At 69.7% G+C, this 15,595-nt stretch carries 13 protein-coding genes; 5 read left to right on the forward strand and 8 right to left on the reverse strand.

The genetic code is table 11. The features are described 5' to 3' along the window. The first annotated feature begins 8 nt into the window (after positions 1–8). Complete coding sequence (locus tag J2P76_RS07425) at positions 9–2,372, forward strand: DNA translocase FtsK (RefSeq protein WP_207405795.1); 2,364 nt, start codon at positions 9–11, stop codon at positions 2,370–2,372. Beyond that, positions 2,372–2,998 (forward strand): outer membrane lipoprotein chaperone LolA, encoded by a 627-nt coding sequence (gene lolA, locus J2P76_RS07430; RefSeq protein WP_207405797.1) that lies wholly within the window; start codon positions 2,372–2,374, stop codon positions 2,996–2,998. Before J2P76_RS07425 ends, lolA begins: the two co-directional genes overlap by 1 nt. Here lolA and J2P76_RS07435 read toward each other — a convergent pair. Further along, positions 2,988–5,084: an acetate--CoA ligase family protein gene (locus J2P76_RS07435; protein WP_207405799.1), complete on the reverse strand. Its 2,097-nt coding sequence runs from the start codon at positions 5,082–5,084 to the stop codon at positions 2,988–2,990. The two genes, lolA and J2P76_RS07435, sit on opposite strands and share 11 nt — an antisense overlap. Before the next feature lie 26 nt (positions 5,085–5,110). Beyond that, on the reverse strand, positions 5,111–6,460 hold the full coding sequence (locus J2P76_RS07440; RefSeq protein WP_207405801.1) for an MmgE/PrpD family protein: 1,350 nt from the start codon (positions 6,458–6,460) through the stop codon (positions 5,111–5,113). Between the two features lie 231 nt (positions 6,461–6,691). Between J2P76_RS07440 and J2P76_RS07445 the strand changes: the two genes are divergently transcribed. Next, positions 6,692–7,687 carry a Bug family tripartite tricarboxylate transporter substrate binding protein gene (locus J2P76_RS07445; protein ID WP_207405803.1) on the forward strand — a complete coding sequence of 332 codons (996 nt, stop codon included), beginning with the start codon at positions 6,692–6,694 and terminating at the stop codon, positions 7,685–7,687. 40 nt (positions 7,688–7,727) lie between these two features. Here the strand turns inward: J2P76_RS07445 and J2P76_RS07450 are convergent, their stop codons facing one another. Beyond that, positions 7,728–8,618 carry a LysR family transcriptional regulator gene (locus tag J2P76_RS07450; protein WP_207405805.1) on the reverse strand — a complete coding sequence of 297 codons (891 nt, stop codon included), beginning with the start codon at positions 8,616–8,618 and terminating at the stop codon, positions 7,728–7,730. 125 nt (positions 8,619–8,743) lie between these two features. Here J2P76_RS07450 and J2P76_RS07455 point away from each other — a divergent pair, with 125 nt between their 5' ends. Together J2P76_RS07455 and J2P76_RS07460 are read left to right on the forward strand one after the other, a co-directional pair. Continuing rightward, a complete protein-coding gene (locus J2P76_RS07455) occupies positions 8,744–9,901 on the forward strand; it encodes an acyl-CoA dehydrogenase family protein (RefSeq protein ID WP_207405807.1) in 1,158 nt (385 codons plus the stop codon). Positions 9,902–9,927: 26 nt separating this feature from the next. Then, positions 9,928–10,767, forward strand: a complete 840-nt coding sequence (locus J2P76_RS07460) for an alpha/beta fold hydrolase (RefSeq protein ID WP_347565297.1) — start codon at positions 9,928–9,930, stop codon at positions 10,765–10,767. Positions 10,768–10,788: 21 nt separating this feature from the next. Here J2P76_RS07460 and J2P76_RS07465 read toward each other — a convergent pair whose 3' ends face one another. The 5 genes from J2P76_RS07465 to J2P76_RS07485 are packed head-to-tail and all read right to left on the reverse strand — an operon-like array spanning position 10,789 to position 15,595. Further along, positions 10,789–11,202 (reverse strand): RidA family protein, encoded by a 414-nt coding sequence (locus J2P76_RS07465; protein ID WP_207405809.1) that lies wholly within the window; start codon positions 11,200–11,202, stop codon positions 10,789–10,791. Beyond that, a complete protein-coding gene (locus tag J2P76_RS07470; protein WP_207405811.1) occupies positions 11,199–12,683 on the reverse strand; it encodes an N-acyl-D-amino-acid deacylase family protein in 1,485 nt (494 codons plus the stop codon). Before J2P76_RS07470 ends, J2P76_RS07465 begins: the two co-directional genes overlap by 4 nt. A gap of 4 nt (positions 12,684–12,687) precedes the next feature. Beyond that, positions 12,688–13,557 carry a MurR/RpiR family transcriptional regulator gene (locus J2P76_RS07475; RefSeq protein WP_207405813.1) on the reverse strand — a complete coding sequence of 290 codons (870 nt, stop codon included), beginning with the start codon at positions 13,555–13,557 and terminating at the stop codon, positions 12,688–12,690. 50 nt (positions 13,558–13,607) lie between these two features. Beyond that, positions 13,608–14,591, reverse strand: coding sequence for an ABC transporter ATP-binding protein (locus J2P76_RS07480; RefSeq protein WP_207405815.1), 984 nt, complete (start codon positions 14,589–14,591; stop codon positions 13,608–13,610). Continuing rightward, entirely contained in the window at positions 14,588–15,595 is a 1,008-nt protein-coding gene (locus tag J2P76_RS07485; protein ID WP_207405817.1) for an ABC transporter ATP-binding protein, read from the reverse strand. Before J2P76_RS07485 ends, J2P76_RS07480 begins: the two co-directional genes overlap by 4 nt.

Here is a 15,595-nt window from a genome sequence, read left to right on the forward strand (position 1 = left end):
TGAGCCGCATGCCGCGTATTTCAACTGCTTCCCCGCGCGCCTCGCGCAACACCCGAAACGGCCCTTCGCCGCTGCAGACGCGAATCTCTGCCTTGCTGCGCGAAGCCCGCTGGATCCTGTTCGCCGCCCTGGCCGCCTGGCTGACCCTGGTGCTGGCCACCTGGTCGCCCGCCGACCCGGGCTGGTCGCATTCCGTGCCCGGCGGCGTCATCCATAACCGGGGCGGCACCCTGGGCGCCTACCTGTCCGACATTCTTCTGTACCTGTTCGGCTATTCCGCCTGGTGGTGGGTCGTGCTGCTGCTGCACCGCGTGCGCGCCGGCTACCGCCGCCTGGCCAGCCACCTGCGCGCCTCCGACGGCAAGCAGCCCGAAGTCCTGCCGCGCGTGCACTGGGAAGAGGGCATCGGCTTCTTCCTGGTGCTGGTGGGCTCGCTGGGCATCGAGGCGCTGCGCCTGTACAGCTGGGGCATGCACCTGCCGGGCGGCACCGACGGCGAAAGCGGCGCGGGCGGCGTCATCGGCCAGATGCTGGCCGGCGCGCTGGCCGAGGGCGTGGGCTTCACCGGCGGCACGCTGGCGCTGCTGGTCATGCTGGCGGTGGGCCTGAGCCTGTTCTTCTCGTTCTCGTGGCTGCATGTGGCCGAACGGGTCGGCGCCTGGCTCGAAGGCCTGCTGCGGCGCGTGCGCGATTCGTACACCGCCCGCCAGGACCGCAAGGTCGGCGAGGTGGCCAAGGCGGTGCGCACCGAACAGGTCGAGGCCAAGCACGAAAAGCTTACCCACGAACAACCCGTGCGCATCGAACCGGCCATTACCGTGGTGCCGCGCTCCGACCGGGTCGAAAAAGAAAAGCAGCAGACGCTGTTCGCCCCGCCCGCCGGCGAAGGCGACCTGCCTGCCATCGGCCTGCTGGACGCGCCCGCGGCCAACCAGGAAACCGTCTCGGCCGAAACCATCGAATTCACTTCGCGCCTGATCGAAAAGAAACTGGCCGATTTCGGCGTGAACGTCACCGTGGTGGCGGCGCAGGCCGGGCCGGTGATCACCCGCTACGAAATCGAGCCCGCCACGGGCGTGAAGGGCAGCCAGATCGTCAACCTGGCCAAAGACCTGGCGCGCGCGCTCAGCCTGGTCAGCATCCGGGTGGTGGAAACCATTCCCGGCAAGAACCTCATGGGCCTGGAACTGCCCAACCCGCGCCGCCAGATGGTCAAGCTGTCCGAGATCCTGGGCTCGCAAACCTACCACGCCAGCCATTCGGTGGTGACCATGGCGCTGGGCAAGGACATCGCCGGCAACCCGGTGGTGGCCGACCTGGCCAAGATGCCCCACTTGCTGGTGGCCGGCACCACCGGCTCGGGCAAGTCGGTCGGGATCAACGCCATGATCCTGTCGCTGCTGTACAAGGCCGGCGCGGCCGACACGCGACTGATCCTGATCGACCCCAAGATGCTCGAAATGAGCGTCTACGAAGGCATCCCGCACCTGCTGGCGCCGGTGGTCACCGACATGCGCCATGCCGCCAACGCCCTGAACTGGTGCGTGGGCGAAATGGAAAAGCGCTACCGCCTGATGAGCAAGATGGGCGTGCGCAACCTGGCCGGCTACAACTCCAAGATCCGCGACGCCATCAAGCGCGAAGAGCCCATTCCCAATCCGTTCTCGCTGACGCCCGACCAGCCCGAGCCGCTGGCGCCGCTGCCCACCATCGTGGTGGTCATCGACGAACTGGCCGACCTGATGATGGTGGTGGGCAAGAAAATCGAAGAGCTCATCGCCCGCCTGGCGCAGAAGGCGCGCGCCGCCGGCATCCACCTGATCCTGGCCACCCAGCGGCCCAGCGTGGACGTCATCACCGGCCTGATCAAGGCCAACATCCCGACGCGCATCGCGTTCCAGGTATCGTCCAAGATCGACTCGCGCACCATTCTCGACCAGATGGGCGCCGAAACCCTGCTGGGCCAGGGCGACATGCTGTACATGCCGCCCGGCACCGGCCTGCCGGTGCGGGTGCACGGCGCCTTTGTCAGCGATGAAGAAGTGCACCGCGTGGTCGAACACCTGAAGTCGCAGGGCGAGCCCAACTATGTCGACGGCCTGCTCGAAGGCGCGCTGGAAGGCGAAACCGGCGACGGCGTGGGCAGCGTTACCGGCATGACCGATTCCGAAAGCGATCCCATGTACGACCAGGCCTGCGAAGTGGTGCTGAAGCATCGCCGCGCCTCGATTTCGCTGGTGCAGCGCCATTTGCGCATTGGTTACAACCGTGCCGCACGGTTACTCGAGCAAATGGAGCAATCGGGTATGGTGTCGGCAATGCAATCCAACGGCAACCGCGAAATCCTGGTGCCGTCCAAAGAGGAAGCCTGATGCCTGGTCTACGCCGGCTGGCCGCCGCGGCCGCGCTGCTGGTGCTGTGCCCGATGGCCGCCCTGGCGGCCGACGCCCGCACGCAGCTGAAGTCTTTCGTGGCCGAAATCAAGAGCGCCACGGGCAGTTTTACCCAGTCCACCACCGGGCCGCAGGGCCGCGCGCAGCGGCCGCAAAGCGGCACCTTCGCCTTCCAGCGGCCGGGCAAGTTCAAGTGGGCGGTCAGCCAGCCTTATGAACAGCTGGTGGTGTCCGACGGGCAGCAGCTGTACCAGTACGATCCCGACCTGGCCCAGGTAACCTCGCGCAAGGTCGATCAGGCCATCGGCACCTCGCCGGCGGCCATCCTGTTCGGTTCGGGCAACCTCGAACAGGCTTTCCAGGTGACGCCGCTGCCGGCGCGCGACGGGCTGGAATGGCTGCGCGCCAAGCCGCGCAACGCCGACGCCGGTTTTGCGCAGGTCGATATCGGCATGAAAGGCAACTTGCCCGTGCGCGTGGAACTGCTGGACGCCTTTGGCCAGACCACGCGGGTCGAGCTGTCCGATATCCAGGCCAATCCCGCGCTGCCCGCCGGTGAATTCCGCTTCACGCCGCCGGCGGGAGTCGACGTCGTCAAGATGTAGCGTCGGGCGCCTGCAAATGCAGCAGGCCGTCCACCGCGATTACCCCATCCTGGCGCACGAATAGCGGGTTGATTTCCGCTTCGGCCACCCGCGCGCCGCGCACCCGCGCCAGCCGCGAGAAGGCCACGATGGCATCGGCCAGGGCGTCGCAATCGCCGCGCGGCAGGCCGCGAAAGCCGCGTATCAGCTGTGTGGCGCGCACTGCTTCAATCATTTCCATGGCCTGCCGGCGAGTGACCGGCGCCAGCCGCACGGCCACGTCGGGCGACAGCTCGGCCGCCACGCCGCCGGCGCCCAGAACCACCACCGGCCCCACCAGCGGGTCGTGCCGGTAGCCCAGGATCAGTTCGAGCAGCTTGCTTTGCATCTGCTGGACCAGGACGCCATCCAGCCGCGCCTGCGGCATGCGGCGGCGGACTTCGGCCAGCATTTCGCCCGCCTGTCGCCGCAGATCGGCGGCGTCGCGGATGCCGATGCGCACGCCGCCCGCATCGGTCTTGTGCGGAATGTCGCGCGACGCGATCTTCAGCGCCACCGGGTAGTCCAGGTCGTGGTCCGGGTTGTCGGCGGGCACCTGGCGCATGGCGGCCACGGGCACGCCCAGGCTGGCGAACACCTGGCCGGCTTCGTACTCGGTCAGCGCGCCCGCGGCCGGCAGCCCGGCGGGCCAGTCGAAGGCGGGGCCGTCGCCGGCGGGGCATGCCGCCGCCGGGCGGCGCAGGAACAGCGCCAGGGCCTCGGCGCAGGATTCGGGCGTGCGGAAGCCGGCAATGCCTTCGCGCTGCAGAACCTGCAGCGACGCCATGGCCTCGGGCGCCAGGAACGCCGCGACCGGCTTGCCGTCGGGCTTGCGGGCGCGCACCAGCGGCTGCACCGCCACTTCGGGGTGGAACTGCGCCGACGATCCGGCCACGCTGAGCACGGCATCGCACCAGTCGGAAACCAGCAACTGCTCGAGCAGGTCCTGGTACTGCGCGCTGGTGGCCGCCAGCGTCAGGTCGATGATGGGCGCCTGGCGCACGCGCAGGCCGCGTTCGGCCATGTGGGCCACGAACGCGTCCGGCGGCGTGGCCGCCACCAGGCCGCGCATGCCCAGGTTGTCGACCACTGTGGCCGCGCCGCCGCCCGTGGTGGTAATGACCGCGACGCGCGGGGCGCGCGGCGGCGGCGGGGCGTGGCGGCCGTAGCGCAAGGCCAGCGGCACGATTTCGTACAAGGTTTCCAGGGATTCCACGCGCAGCACGCCGTGCGCGCGCAGAAAGGCATCCACGGCGGCGTCATTGCCCGCCATGGCGCCCGTATGCGACTGCGCCAGCGCGTCGCCCTGGGCCGAGCGCCCCAGTTTGTAGGCGATGACCGGCTTGCCGGCCGCCTGCGCCGCCTGCAGCGCGCGCCCCAGCACGGGCGCGTCGCGCAGCGTTTCCAGGAACAGCAGGATGGCGCCGGTCTGGCCGTCTTCGCTCAGGGCCTGGACCACTTCGCCGACGCTGATGTCGCATTCGTTGCCGACCGACACCGACTTGGCGAAGCCGAACCCGCGCGCGCTGGCGCGCGACAGCAGCGAGCCCATCATCGAGCCGCTTTGCGAGACGATGCTGATGGCGCCCTGGCTCAGGTGGTCGGATTCGAATACCGCATTGACCGAGATGATGGCGCCGCTGTGGATGTTGGCCAGGCCGATGCTGTTGGGGCCCAGCAGCCGCACGCCCAGTTCGCGGGCGCGGGCCACCAGGGCGTCCTGCGCGGCGCGTCCGGCCGCGCCGGTTTCGCCGAAGCCGTCGCTGTAGATGGTGGCCACCTTGGCGCCGGCGCGCGCGCAGCCTTCGAGCTGTTCGGCCACTTTCGGGCCGGGCACCATGATGAACACATGGTCTACCGGCTGCGGCAGCGCGGCCAGGTCGGGATAGGCGGGTTCACCCAGGATCTCGGCGCGGCCGGCATTGATGGGAAAAATGCGGCCGCCATAGCCGTGCTTGCGCATGAAGCGCAGCGGCCGGGCGGTGTTCTTGGCGGGATCGCCGGAAGCGCCGACTAGCGCGATGGCCTGGGGGGCGAGCAATGCTTGGGCAAAAGTACCGTTCTGCATGGGCAACTTCGAAAAAGAGAATGGGGTTACACCGGCTGGTGCAGCTGCAGGTCGCGCACCGCCAGCGATTCCAGGCGCCAGGCCTGTTCGCGCAATTGCCGCGTGCGGGCCTGGCCCAGTACGGGGGCGACCAGTTCATTGAATTTGTCGTTCAGGTCCGCATCGCTGAGCGGCGCCTCGGGGTCGCCTTTCCGATACGGGGCGTAGTGGCGGTGCGTGGCGCCGTCACGCGTGCGGATGGCCACCCGCGCGGCCCGCCGGCCGGGAAATGCGGCCGTCAGTTCAGGATCGGCGCGCAACTGGATGCGCGCCATCAGGCTGCGCAGGCCAGGTTCGGCCAGGCGCGCCGGCTCGAAGGCGTCCAGCCGCACCGATCCGTAGGCCAGGGCGTGGGCCACCACATAGAACAGGCTGAATTTTCCTTCGAACGGCGTGCGCGGATCGGCGTTGCCGGTGACATCCAGCGTAGTCTGGTAGGCGTCGACCTCGATGGCCTCGATGTCGGCCGGTGTCAGCCCATGCGCGGCGCGCAGCGCCAGCGCCGCGTCGATGGCGGCGAAGGTGTGGCCGCAGCAGCCGTGGTTTTTCTGGGTGATCTGCAGGATGTTGTAGCGTTCGCCCAGCGCCTGGGTGGCCTTGCTCCAGTCGGGGTGGTCGGCCAGGGCGGCGCCGAAGCCCACCGGGCCGTCCAGCATGCCGGCCGCGCCGGTCAGCCCATGGGCGGCGCCCAGCCCGGCGCGCACGCCGACGCTGGCGGCATTGCCGGCGTGCAGCGCCTTGGTCATGGCGTCGGAACGGAAGGCCTGCTGCAGGCCGGCGGCGAAACTGGCCGCCGTGGCCAGGGCGTGGCGCATGGCGTTTGCGTTGCCGGGCGCCGCGAGCGCGGCGGTGGCGGCGGCCGCGCCGAAACAGCCTACCGTGCCGGTGGTGTGGAAGTACCGGTAGTGCGAAGGCTGCACTGCCGCGCCGATGCGCGTGGAAATCTCGTAGCCCACCACAATGGCATTGAGCAGCGCGGCGCCGCTGGCGTCCTGTTCTTCGGCCACCGCCAGGGCGGCGGCAATGACCGGGCAGCCCGGGTGATAGATCGCGTCGCGGAAAATATCGTCGAATTCCACGGCATGCGACACGCTGCCGTTGATCCAGGCCGCCGTGGGGCTGAAGGCGGTGGTGCCGCAGCCCGGCAGACTGGAGCGCCCCGATCCCAGTTCGGGCCGGTGCGCGGCCAGCAGCTGGGCGCAGGGCGCCGTGCGGGTGCCGGGATACAGGGCGGAAAACCAGTCCACCAAGGCCCGCTTGGCATGGTGGGTGACATCGGCGGGCAGGTCGCGCACGCTGTCGCGCGCCCCGTAGTGGGCCAGTTGGTCGAGAATCATGCGCTGTCTCCGGAATGCCTGGCCGGCCCTGCTGCGGATGGCGGGCAGCCGTCATGTGCAGACTACTGTAGCGGCCGGCGCCGGCGCGTGGCATGAAAAAAAAGAAACGCCTGCTATGCCGATTTTTCACACCGCGCGGGGCGTGCCGTTCCTAAGATGCTTTTCCAGGAACGCGGCGCCCCGGATTGCCCGGCGCTGCGCGCCTGCCGATTTCAAAATGAGGAGACAAGATTGAAACTGCACTTCAGCGCGCGGACCGCCGCGGCCCTGTTGACCCTGGCCGGGCTGGCCGGCCCGGCGGCGGCCGCCGACCCCGCCGCCGACTATCCCGCGCGCCCCATTACCCTGCTGGTGGGTTTCCCGGCCGGCGGTCCGTCGGACACGGCGGCGCGCATCCTGGCCAGCCGGCTCGAACACGAACTGCCGGGCGCGCGCGTGGTGGTGGAAAACCGCGGCGGCGCCAATGGCACCCTGGCGGCCGCCGCGCTGACCAAGGCGCCTGCCGACGGCTATACACTGTTCCTGGTCACCAAGAGCCACGTCAACACCAAGTGGCTGTACCGCCATCTGCCGTTCGATCCGGCTAGCGACTTCCAGCCTGTGGCGCTGCTGCTGACCATGCCGAATGTGCTGGTGGTGGGGCCTTCCATCGATGCGCCCGACTACCAGGCGTTTGCCGCCGATGCGCGCAAGCACCCCGACGACTACACCGTATTCTCTACCGGCAACGGCTCCGACCCGCACCTGGCGGCGGCGGAGTTCCAGGAAAAAACCGGGTTGAAGTTCCGCCACATTCCGTACAAGGGCGGGGCGCAGGGCATGGTGGACATGCTGAGCGGCCGGGTGGACCTGTCGTTCGCCACGCTGGGCACGGTCATGAGTTATCTGGGCGACAGCGGCAGCAAGGTGCGAGCGCTGGCGCTGGGCGGCGCGCAGCGCGATCCGCTGCTGCCCGACGTGCCGACCTTCGGCGAAGTGGGAGTGGCCGGTTTCGAACCGATCGCCTGGTATGGCGTGATGGCGCCAGTGGGCACGCCGCGGCCGATTCTGGAAAAACTCAACCACGCCATCAACCATGGCATGAATCAGCCCGAAGGCACTGCCCTGCTGCACAAGATGGGCGCATCGCCCGCCAATGCCTCGATCGAAGCGTTCACCGCCCTGTACCAGAAAGACATCAAGACCAACGGCGAACTGATCCGGCACCTGGGCGTGACGCTGGACTGAGGCCCGCGCGATGAACCGGGCCGGATCGATGGCAGCGGCGCTAGGCGGGCTGCGACAGGAACTGCAGCAGCTCGGCCACGACCGGGCTCAGGCTGTCGGGGTCGCGCACTGCCACGAAGAAGTGGCGGGTGGCCCATTCATCGCGCAGGCGCAGCAGCACCAGCCCCATGCCGCCCAGGTAGTTGGCGGCGATGCGTTCGGGCACGATGCCGATGCCCAGCCCTTCGCGGATCATGCGGCAGCGCGTCTCGAAGTTCGACACCTGCAGCTTGACCGTGGGCGGGCGCGTGACGGTCTGGCCGATGTAGGCCAGGAACTGGTCCAGCGAATGGCGCGGAAAATAGCCCAGCAGATCGTAGTCCAGCGCCTCTTCCAGGAACAGTTCGCCGCGCCCGGCCAGCGGGTGGCCGATGGGCACCACCAGGCCGACGCGGTCGCTGGCGAAGGGCTGCGACGTGACGCCGGTGGCGGGGTGGTCGGCATGGTAAATGCCGATGTCCACCGAACCATCGATCAGCAGGCGCGGGATGTCATAGCTGTGGGCCTCGAGCAGGTCGACGCTGACGTAGTCGCGCAGCGACAGGAAGCGCCCCATGCGGTCGGGCAGGAACTGCAGAATGGTCGACGGGTTGGCGGCCAGCCGTACCTTGGCCTGCCCGTCGGCCGAATAGACTTTCACGGCCGATTCGGCCAGCTGCACGGCGCGCAGAATGGCCTTGGCGCGCTGGTACAGCAGCGTGCCGGCCGGTGTGGGCTCGACGCCGCGCCCATGGCGCTGCAGCAGGGTGCGCTGCAGGTGGCGCTCGAGCTCGGCCACGCGCTTGCTGGCGGCCGAGGTCACCAGGTTGGCGCGTTCGGCCGCTTTCGACAGGCTTTTTTCTTCTACCGCGGCCACAAACGCCTCGAGGGCGGGGATATCCATGCCTTTCATCGGGAATCTCGCTGCTGCGCCGGCGGCCATGGCCGCCGGCCGGGGTCCAACCGCTTTTATCATGGCCGCACGGCGCTTGGAAAGCGCATGGCGCGGGCACTGACTTTTACTAGGTAGCCACATCTATGGATTTCAACCTGAACCCGGAATACCAAGCCTATGCCGATTCGGTGCGGCGATTCGCGCGCGAGCGCCTGGCCGACGGCGCGCTGGCGCGCGCGCACGCCGATACGTATCCATGGGAAACCGCCCGCCTGCTGGCCGACAATGGCTTCCTGGGCATTGCCTTTCCCGAGGCCGACGGCGGGCAGGGCGGCACGCTGATGCACGCCGTGCTGGCCATCCAGGAAATCGCCCTGGTGTGCCCGCGCAGCGCCGACATCGTGCAGGCGGGCAATTTCGGGCCGATACGCACTTTTGTCGAATACGCCACGCCCGAGCAGAAGGCCCGCTTTTTGCCCGACCTGCTGGGCGGGCGCAAGCTGATCTCGCTGGGCATGACCGAGCCGCAGGCCGGGTCCGCGGTCACCGAGCTGTCTACCACTGCCACGCGCGACGGCGATGAAGTGGTCATCAACGGCAGCAAGATCTTTTCCACGCACAGCCCCGAGGCCGGCGTATTTTTGGTGTACGTGCGCTTCGGCCCGGGCACGGGTGGCATCGGCTCGGTGCTGATCGAGCGCGGCACGCCCGGCTTCACCGTGGGGCAGCCGTCGCGCTTCATGAACGGCGAGCATTGGGCGCAGCTGTACTTCGACGGCGCGCGCATCCCGGCCTCGCAGATCCTGCTGGGGCCGGGCGGCTTCAAGAAGCAGATATCGGGCTTCAACGTCGAGCGCCTGGGCAATGCCTCGCGTTCGCTGGCGCTGGGCCGCCACGCCTTCAACCTGGCGCGCGAGCATGCCCTGATCCGCAAGCAGTTCGGCCGTGAACTGTGCGAATTCCAGGGGCTGCAATGGAAGTTCGCCGATATGTGGATGAAGCTGGAGCAGGCGCAGCTGCTGCTGTACAAGGCCGCCCTGGAGGGCGAGCAGGGCCTGCCCAGCGCCCAGAGCACCGCCATGGCCAAGCTGGCCTGCAACGAGGCCGGCTGGTTCGCCGCCAACGAGGCCATGCAGGTCATGGGCGGCATGGGGTTCAGCCAGGAATCCCTGGTAGAGTACTGCGTACGCCGCACGCGCGGCTGGATGATCGCCGGGGGTTCCATCGAGATGCTGAAAAACCGAATCGCGGAAGGGGTGTTCGAACGCAGTTTCCCGCAGCGGCCGCCCAAGGCCGCATGATGAGCGGGCAGCCTGCGCAAGCGTCCGTGCATCCCGAAATCGCCCGGCTCGACGCCCTGGCCGAGCCTGTCGATATCGCCGTCGGCCCGGCCGGCACCGTGCGCTGGCACCGCCTGGGCCAGGGCGACCCGCTGGTGCTGCTGCATGGCGGGCACGGCAGCTGGCTGCACTGGCTGCGCAACATCGAGCCCCTGGCGCGGCATCGCACAGTGTGGGTGCCCGACATGCCGGGCTACCTGGATTCATCCAACGTGCCGGCGCCATCCGGGGCCGACGAACTGGTGCCCCTGGTCGACATGCTGCAGGCCGCGCTGGACCGGGCCGTGGGGCCCGATACGGCCATCGACCTGGCAGGGTTCTCGTTCGGCGGGCTGGTGGCGTCGCGGCTGGCCGCGCAGCGCCCGCACGTGCGCCGGCTGGCCCTGCTGGGGTCGGGCGGACACGGCATGCCGCGCCCCCGCGCGCTCGACATGCGGCAGTGGCGCAAAGCCGAATCGGCGGCGCAGCGGCGCGACATGCTGCGCCACAATCTCAACCAGCTGATGCTGTACCGGCACGAGCCCGACGAGCTGGCGCTGGACATACACGAAATCAGCTGCATGGCCACGCGCTTTCGCAGCCGCACGGCATCGCAGGGCGACGGCATGGTGCAGGCCCTGCGCCGCTACGGCGGCCCGGTGCTGCTGGTGTGGGGCGAGCACGATGTCACCGCCGCGGCGCGCCAGGTGGCGCCCGCCATCGCCGCGGCCGGGCCGCGGCGCGAGTGGCGCGTCGTGCCCGCGGCCGGGCATTGGGTGCAGTACGAAGGCGCCGCGGTGGTCAACGACCTGCTGCCGCGCTGGTTCGACGGCCTGCCCCTGCCTTAGGCTTGCCGGCGGGGCCGGGCGCTACGGCTTCTTGTAGGCCACGCAGTCCACTTCGACCTTGGCGTCGACCACCAGCCGCGATTCCACGCAGGCCCGCGCCGGCGGATGCTCGCCGAAGGCTTCCTTGAATACCTTGTTGAAAGCGGCGAAATCGCGCGGGTCGTCCAGCCAGACGCCGCAGCGCACCACGTGCTCGGGGCCGTAGCCGGCTTCGCGCAGGATCGCCAGCACATTGCCGATGGCGACGCGCGACTGGGCCACGATGCCGCCGTCCACCACTTCGCCGTCCTGCATGGGCACCTGGCCCGATACATACAGCCAGCCGTCGGCCTGCACGGCGCGCGCGAAGGGCATGTGCTGGCCGCCCTGGCCGGTGCCGCCGGCCACGCCATAGCGGATGATGCCGTTGGCGTCGGCGGTGGGGGGGATGCTCATGGCTGCTCCTGGGATGGGGAAAAAAAAGCGTTGAAGCCCGCGCGCAAGTCGCCGCCGCGCGGCAGCCAGCGGCCGGCGCGCGCGCCGGTCAGGCGCCCGGCCCGGTACGACAGCGCGCCATTGACCCACACCGCGGCAATGCCGTCGGCCGGCTGCTGCGGGTCGGCATAGGTGGCGCGGTCGGCCACGCGGGCCGGGTCGAACAGCACCAGGTCGGCGTGATGGCCGGCGCGCACCAGTCCGCGCTCTTGCAGGCCGAAGCGCGCCGCCGACAGGCCGGTCATCTTGTGCACTGCCTGCGCCAGCGGGAACAGGCCCAGCTCGCGGCTGTAGTGGCCCAGCACGCGCGGAAACGCGCCCCACAGGCGAGGATGCGGCAGCGGGTCGTTCGGCAGGCCGTCCGAGCCCACCATGGTCAGGCGGTGCGCCAGGATGCGGCGCACGTCGTCTTCGTGCATGCCGTGGTACACCGCGCCGGCCGGCTGCAGGCGGCGCGCGGCCTCGCGCAGCGGCACCTTCCATTGCGCGGCGATGTCGGCCAGCTTGCGGCCCGCCATGGCGGGGTGCGGGTCGGACCAGGTAATGTCGATGTCGAACTCGCCGGTCACCTGCTTCAGATCCAGCGTGGACGAACTGGCCGAATAGGGATAGCAGTCGCAGCCCACCGGCAGGTAGCGCCCGGCGGTGTCCAGGCTGGCCAGCACTTCGCCGCTGCGGCCCCAGTTGCCGGCGCCGGCGCATTTCAGGTGCGACACGATCACCGGCACGCGCGCGTGCGCGGCGATATCGTAGGCCTCTTGCATGGCCTCGAGTATCTCGGCGAATTCAGAGCGCAGGTGCGTGGTGTACAGCGCGCCGTGGGCATCGAGCTCTTCGGCCAGCGCCTGCACCTCGGCAGTGTCGGCATGCTGGGCCGAGGCATAGGCCAGCCCGGTGCTCAGGCCGATGGCGCCGTGGCGCAGCGCGTCGCGCAGCTGCGCGCGCATGGCGGCGACCTCGGCATCGGTGGCGCGCCGGTCCAGGCGGTCCATGTGGTTGCTGCGCAGCGCCGTGTGGCCCACCAGCGCCGCCACGTTCACGGTCGGCCGGGCGGCGTCCACCGCTTGCGTGTAGTCGGCAAAAGAGGGGTATGCGAACGCGTCGCGGCCGCCCAGCAGATTCATCGGGTCGGGCGGTTCGCCGCGCAGGGTCACCGGCGCGGCGCTGATGCCGCAGTTGCCCACCACCACGGTCGTCACGCCCTGTGACAGCTTGGGCAGCATGTCGGGCGTGCGGATCACATTGGTGTCGTCGTGGGTGTGCACATCGATGAAGCCCGGCGCCAGCGCCAGGCCCGCCCCGTCGATGTGTTCGCGCGCGGCGGCGCCCCGCAGCCGGCCCAGGGCGGCGATGCGGCCATCGGCCACGGCCACGTCGGCCTGGAAGCCGGCCGCGCCGCTGCCGTCCAGCACCAGCGCGCCGCCGATCAGGGTGTCGTACATCGGGTCAGTCTCCCAGCGGCAGGCGGTTGGGCCCGCCGCGGTACTCGTCCAGCGCCAGCTTGATGCGGCGCAGCCGTTCCTGCGTGGCCTCTTGCCGGGCCAGCGCCAGCTCGGTGGCCAGGATGTCGATGGCCAGCAGCATGGCATAGCGCGACGACGACGGCTTGTAGATGAAATCGGTCTCGGCGGTGTGGATGGGCAGGACCACGTCGGCCAGCTCGGCCAGCGGCGAGGCCGGATCGGTCAGGGTGACCATGCGCGCGCCGTATTGCTTGACGATGCGCGCGCCGGCCAGGATCTCGGGCGTCAGGCCCGAAGTCGACAGCACCACCACCACATCGCGCTCGTCCAGCGTGGCCGCCACCATGCGCAGCAGCACGGCATCGCTGTAGGCCGCCACCGCGTAGCCCAGCCGCACCAGGCGCGACTGCAGTTCCTGCGACAGCACGGCCGAGGCGCCGCCCATGCCGAACACATAGGTCATGCGCGCGTCGCGCACGATGCCGGCGGCCTGTTCGAACAGCGCCTCGGAAAACCGCGGCAGGTGCGCGCGCAGCGTGGCCTCGATGTCGGCGTACAGGCGCGCGTAGAAGGTGCTTTCTTCGGGCGTGGACGGATCCAGGAAGCGTTCGCCCACCGCGCTGGCCTGCGCCAGCTTCAGCTTCAGGTCGCGCGTGTCGTCGCAGCCCACCGAGCGCGCAAAGCGTGAGATGGTGGCGATGCTGACGCCCGCCTTGCCGGCCAGCTGGTCCACCGTGGCGCCGGCCGCGGCCGCGATGTCGTCCAGGATGGCGTCGGCCACTTTGCGTTCGGTGGCGCTCAGGGTGTCGCGGCGGCTGCGTATCTGGTAGACGATGTCGCGCGGGGTGGGCATGCCGGAGGCTCCGTTGCCGTGCCGGTTGGGGGGTGTCCGGGTAGGGGGGGTCATAAGCTGATCTCGTCCAGGCGCGCACAGGCGGCATGATGCCCGCCGCCCAGGTCGCGGGCCGCGGGCACGGCCGCCGCGCAGATTTCGGCGGCATGCGGGCAGCGGGTGCGGAACACGCAGCCCGACGGCGGGTCGACCGGGCTGGGAATCTCGCCCTTGAGCAGGATACGCGAACGCGGCGCGCGCGGATCGGGCACCGGCGCGGCCGACAGCAGGGCGCGGGTGTACGGGTGGCGCGGCTGATCGTATACGCGCCGCGTGGGCCCGCGCTCCATCACGCGGCCCAGGTACATCACCACCACTTCGTCGCACAGGTAGTCCACCACCGCCAAGTCGTGCGCCACGAACAGCATGGTCAGCCCCAGGTCGCGCTGCAGGTCCTGCAACAGGTTCAGCACCTGGGCCTGCACCGACACGTCCAGCGCCGACACCGGCTCGTCGGCCACGATGAAATCGGGCTCCACCGCCAGGGCGCGGGCAATGCCGATGCGCTGGCGCTGCCCGCCCGAGAATTCGTGGGGATAGCGGCCGCGGTGATCGGCGTGCAGGCCCACCCGTTCGAGCAGTTCGCCGATGCGGGCGGCGCGGCGCCCCTGCGCCAGGCCATGGGTGTCCAGCGCTTCGCCCAGGATCTCGGCCACGGTCATGCGCGGGTTCAGGCTGGCATACGGGTCCTGGAACACGATCTGCATGCGCCGCCGCCAGGGCAGCATGCGGGCTTCGTTCAGCCCGGTGATGTCGGTGCCGTCGAACAGAATGCGCCCGGCCGTGGGCGCGAACAGGCGCAGCAGGGCGCGCCCCGTGGTGGTCTTGCCCGAGCCCGATTCGCCCACCAGCCCCACGATGGCCTTGCGCGGCACGTCGAAACTCACGTCCTCGACGGCGCGCACCACCTGGCCGAGGCGCGCGGCGCCGGTCGGGAAGTGCACAGTCAGGCCCTGCACGCGCAGCAGCGGCTCGGCGGATACGGTGTCGGTCATTGCGGCGTTACCTTGATACAGCGGGCCAGGTGCGCGTCGCGCACCGCGGCCAGTTCCGGGACGGCGCGCGTGCAGGCCGGCTCGGCCAGCGCGCAGCGCGGCGCAAAAGTGCAGCCGGGCGGCAGGTCCAGCACGCTGGGCACATTGCCGGGAATGGGCTGCAGCCGCTGGCGCGACGCCAGCAGGGCGGCGGTAGGGATGCACGACAGCAGCCCGCGGGTATACGGATGCGTGGGCCGCTCGAACAGTTCATGCACGCCGGCGTCCTCGACCACGCGGCCGGCGTACATCACCGCCACGCGATGCGCGATTTCCGCCACCACGCCCAGGTTGTGCGTCACGAACAGAATGCTCATGCCGGATTCGGCCTGCAGGCGCCGCAGCAGGTCCAGGATCTGCGCCTGCACGGTCACGTCCAGCGCGGTGGTGGGCTCGTCGGCGATCAGCACCGAGGGGTTGCAGGCCAGGGCCAGCGCGATCATCACCCGCTGGCGCATGCCGCCCGACATCTGGTGCGGATACTCATGAACGCGGCGCGCCGCCGCCGGGATCTCGACCCGTTCCAGCATGTCGCGGGCGCGCTGCAGCGCCGCGGCGCGCGAGCCGCCCTCGTGCTGCAGCACGGCTTCGGCGATCTGGTCGCCCACCGTGTACAGCGGGTTCAGGCTGGTCATGGGTTCCTGGAAGATCATGGCGATCTCGGCGCCGCGGATGCGCCGCAGCGTCGCGACCGGCGCGCGGGCCAGGTCGTGCGTGGCGCCGCGGCGGTCGCGGAAACGGATGCTGCCGGCTTCGATGCGGCCGGCCGGCTTGGGCAGCAGGCCCATGATCGACAGGCTGGTCACCGATTTGCCCGAGCCCGATTCGCCCACGATGGCCAGGGTCTCGCCGCGCGCCAGGTCGAAGGTGACGCCGTCCACCGATCTGGCCACGCCGTCGCGGCTGTGGAACCAGGTTTTCAACCCGTCCACCGCCAGGATGATGTCTCGTTGGCTTGCGCCCAT

This window comes from Bordetella petrii, from assembly GCF_017356245.1.
Lineage (GTDB): Bacteria > Pseudomonadota > Gammaproteobacteria > Burkholderiales > Burkholderiaceae_B > Bordetella_A > Bordetella_A petrii_D.

What these genes read in the sequence shown, in the direction of transcription:
- J2P76_RS07480 (WP_207405815.1), bottom strand. Translation starts at nt 14,591, where the DNA reads ATGACCGACACCGTATCCGCCGAGCCGCTGCTGCGCGTGCAGGGCCTG.
- J2P76_RS07450 (WP_207405805.1), bottom strand. Translation starts at nt 8,618, where the DNA reads ATGAAAGGCATGGATATCCCCGCCCTCGAGGCGTTTGTGGCCGCGGTA.
- J2P76_RS07475 (WP_207405813.1), bottom strand. Translation starts at nt 13,557, where the DNA reads ATGCCCACCCCGCGCGACATCGTCTACCAGATACGCAGCCGCCGCGAC.
- J2P76_RS07470 (WP_207405811.1), bottom strand. Translation starts at nt 12,683, where the DNA reads ATGTACGACACCCTGATCGGCGGCGCGCTGGTGCTGGACGGCAGCGGC.
- lolA (WP_207405797.1), top strand. Translation starts at nt 2,372, where the DNA reads ATGCCTGGTCTACGCCGGCTGGCCGCCGCGGCCGCGCTGCTGGTGCTG.
- J2P76_RS07425 (WP_207405795.1), top strand. Translation starts at nt 9, where the DNA reads ATGCCGCGTATTTCAACTGCTTCCCCGCGCGCCTCGCGCAACACCCGA.
- J2P76_RS07440 (WP_207405801.1), bottom strand. Translation starts at nt 6,460, where the DNA reads ATGATTCTCGACCAACTGGCCCACTACGGGGCGCGCGACAGCGTGCGC.
- J2P76_RS07435 (WP_207405799.1), bottom strand. Translation starts at nt 5,084, where the DNA reads ATGCAGAACGGTACTTTTGCCCAAGCATTGCTCGCCCCCCAGGCCATC.
- J2P76_RS07465 (WP_207405809.1), bottom strand. Translation starts at nt 11,202, where the DNA reads ATGAGCATCCCCCCCACCGCCGACGCCAACGGCATCATCCGCTATGGC.
- J2P76_RS07455 (WP_207405807.1), top strand. Translation starts at nt 8,744, where the DNA reads ATGGATTTCAACCTGAACCCGGAATACCAAGCCTATGCCGATTCGGTG.
- J2P76_RS07485 (WP_207405817.1), bottom strand. Translation starts at nt 15,595, where the DNA reads ATGGGCGCAAGCCAACGAGACATCATCCTGGCGGTGGACGGGTTGAAA.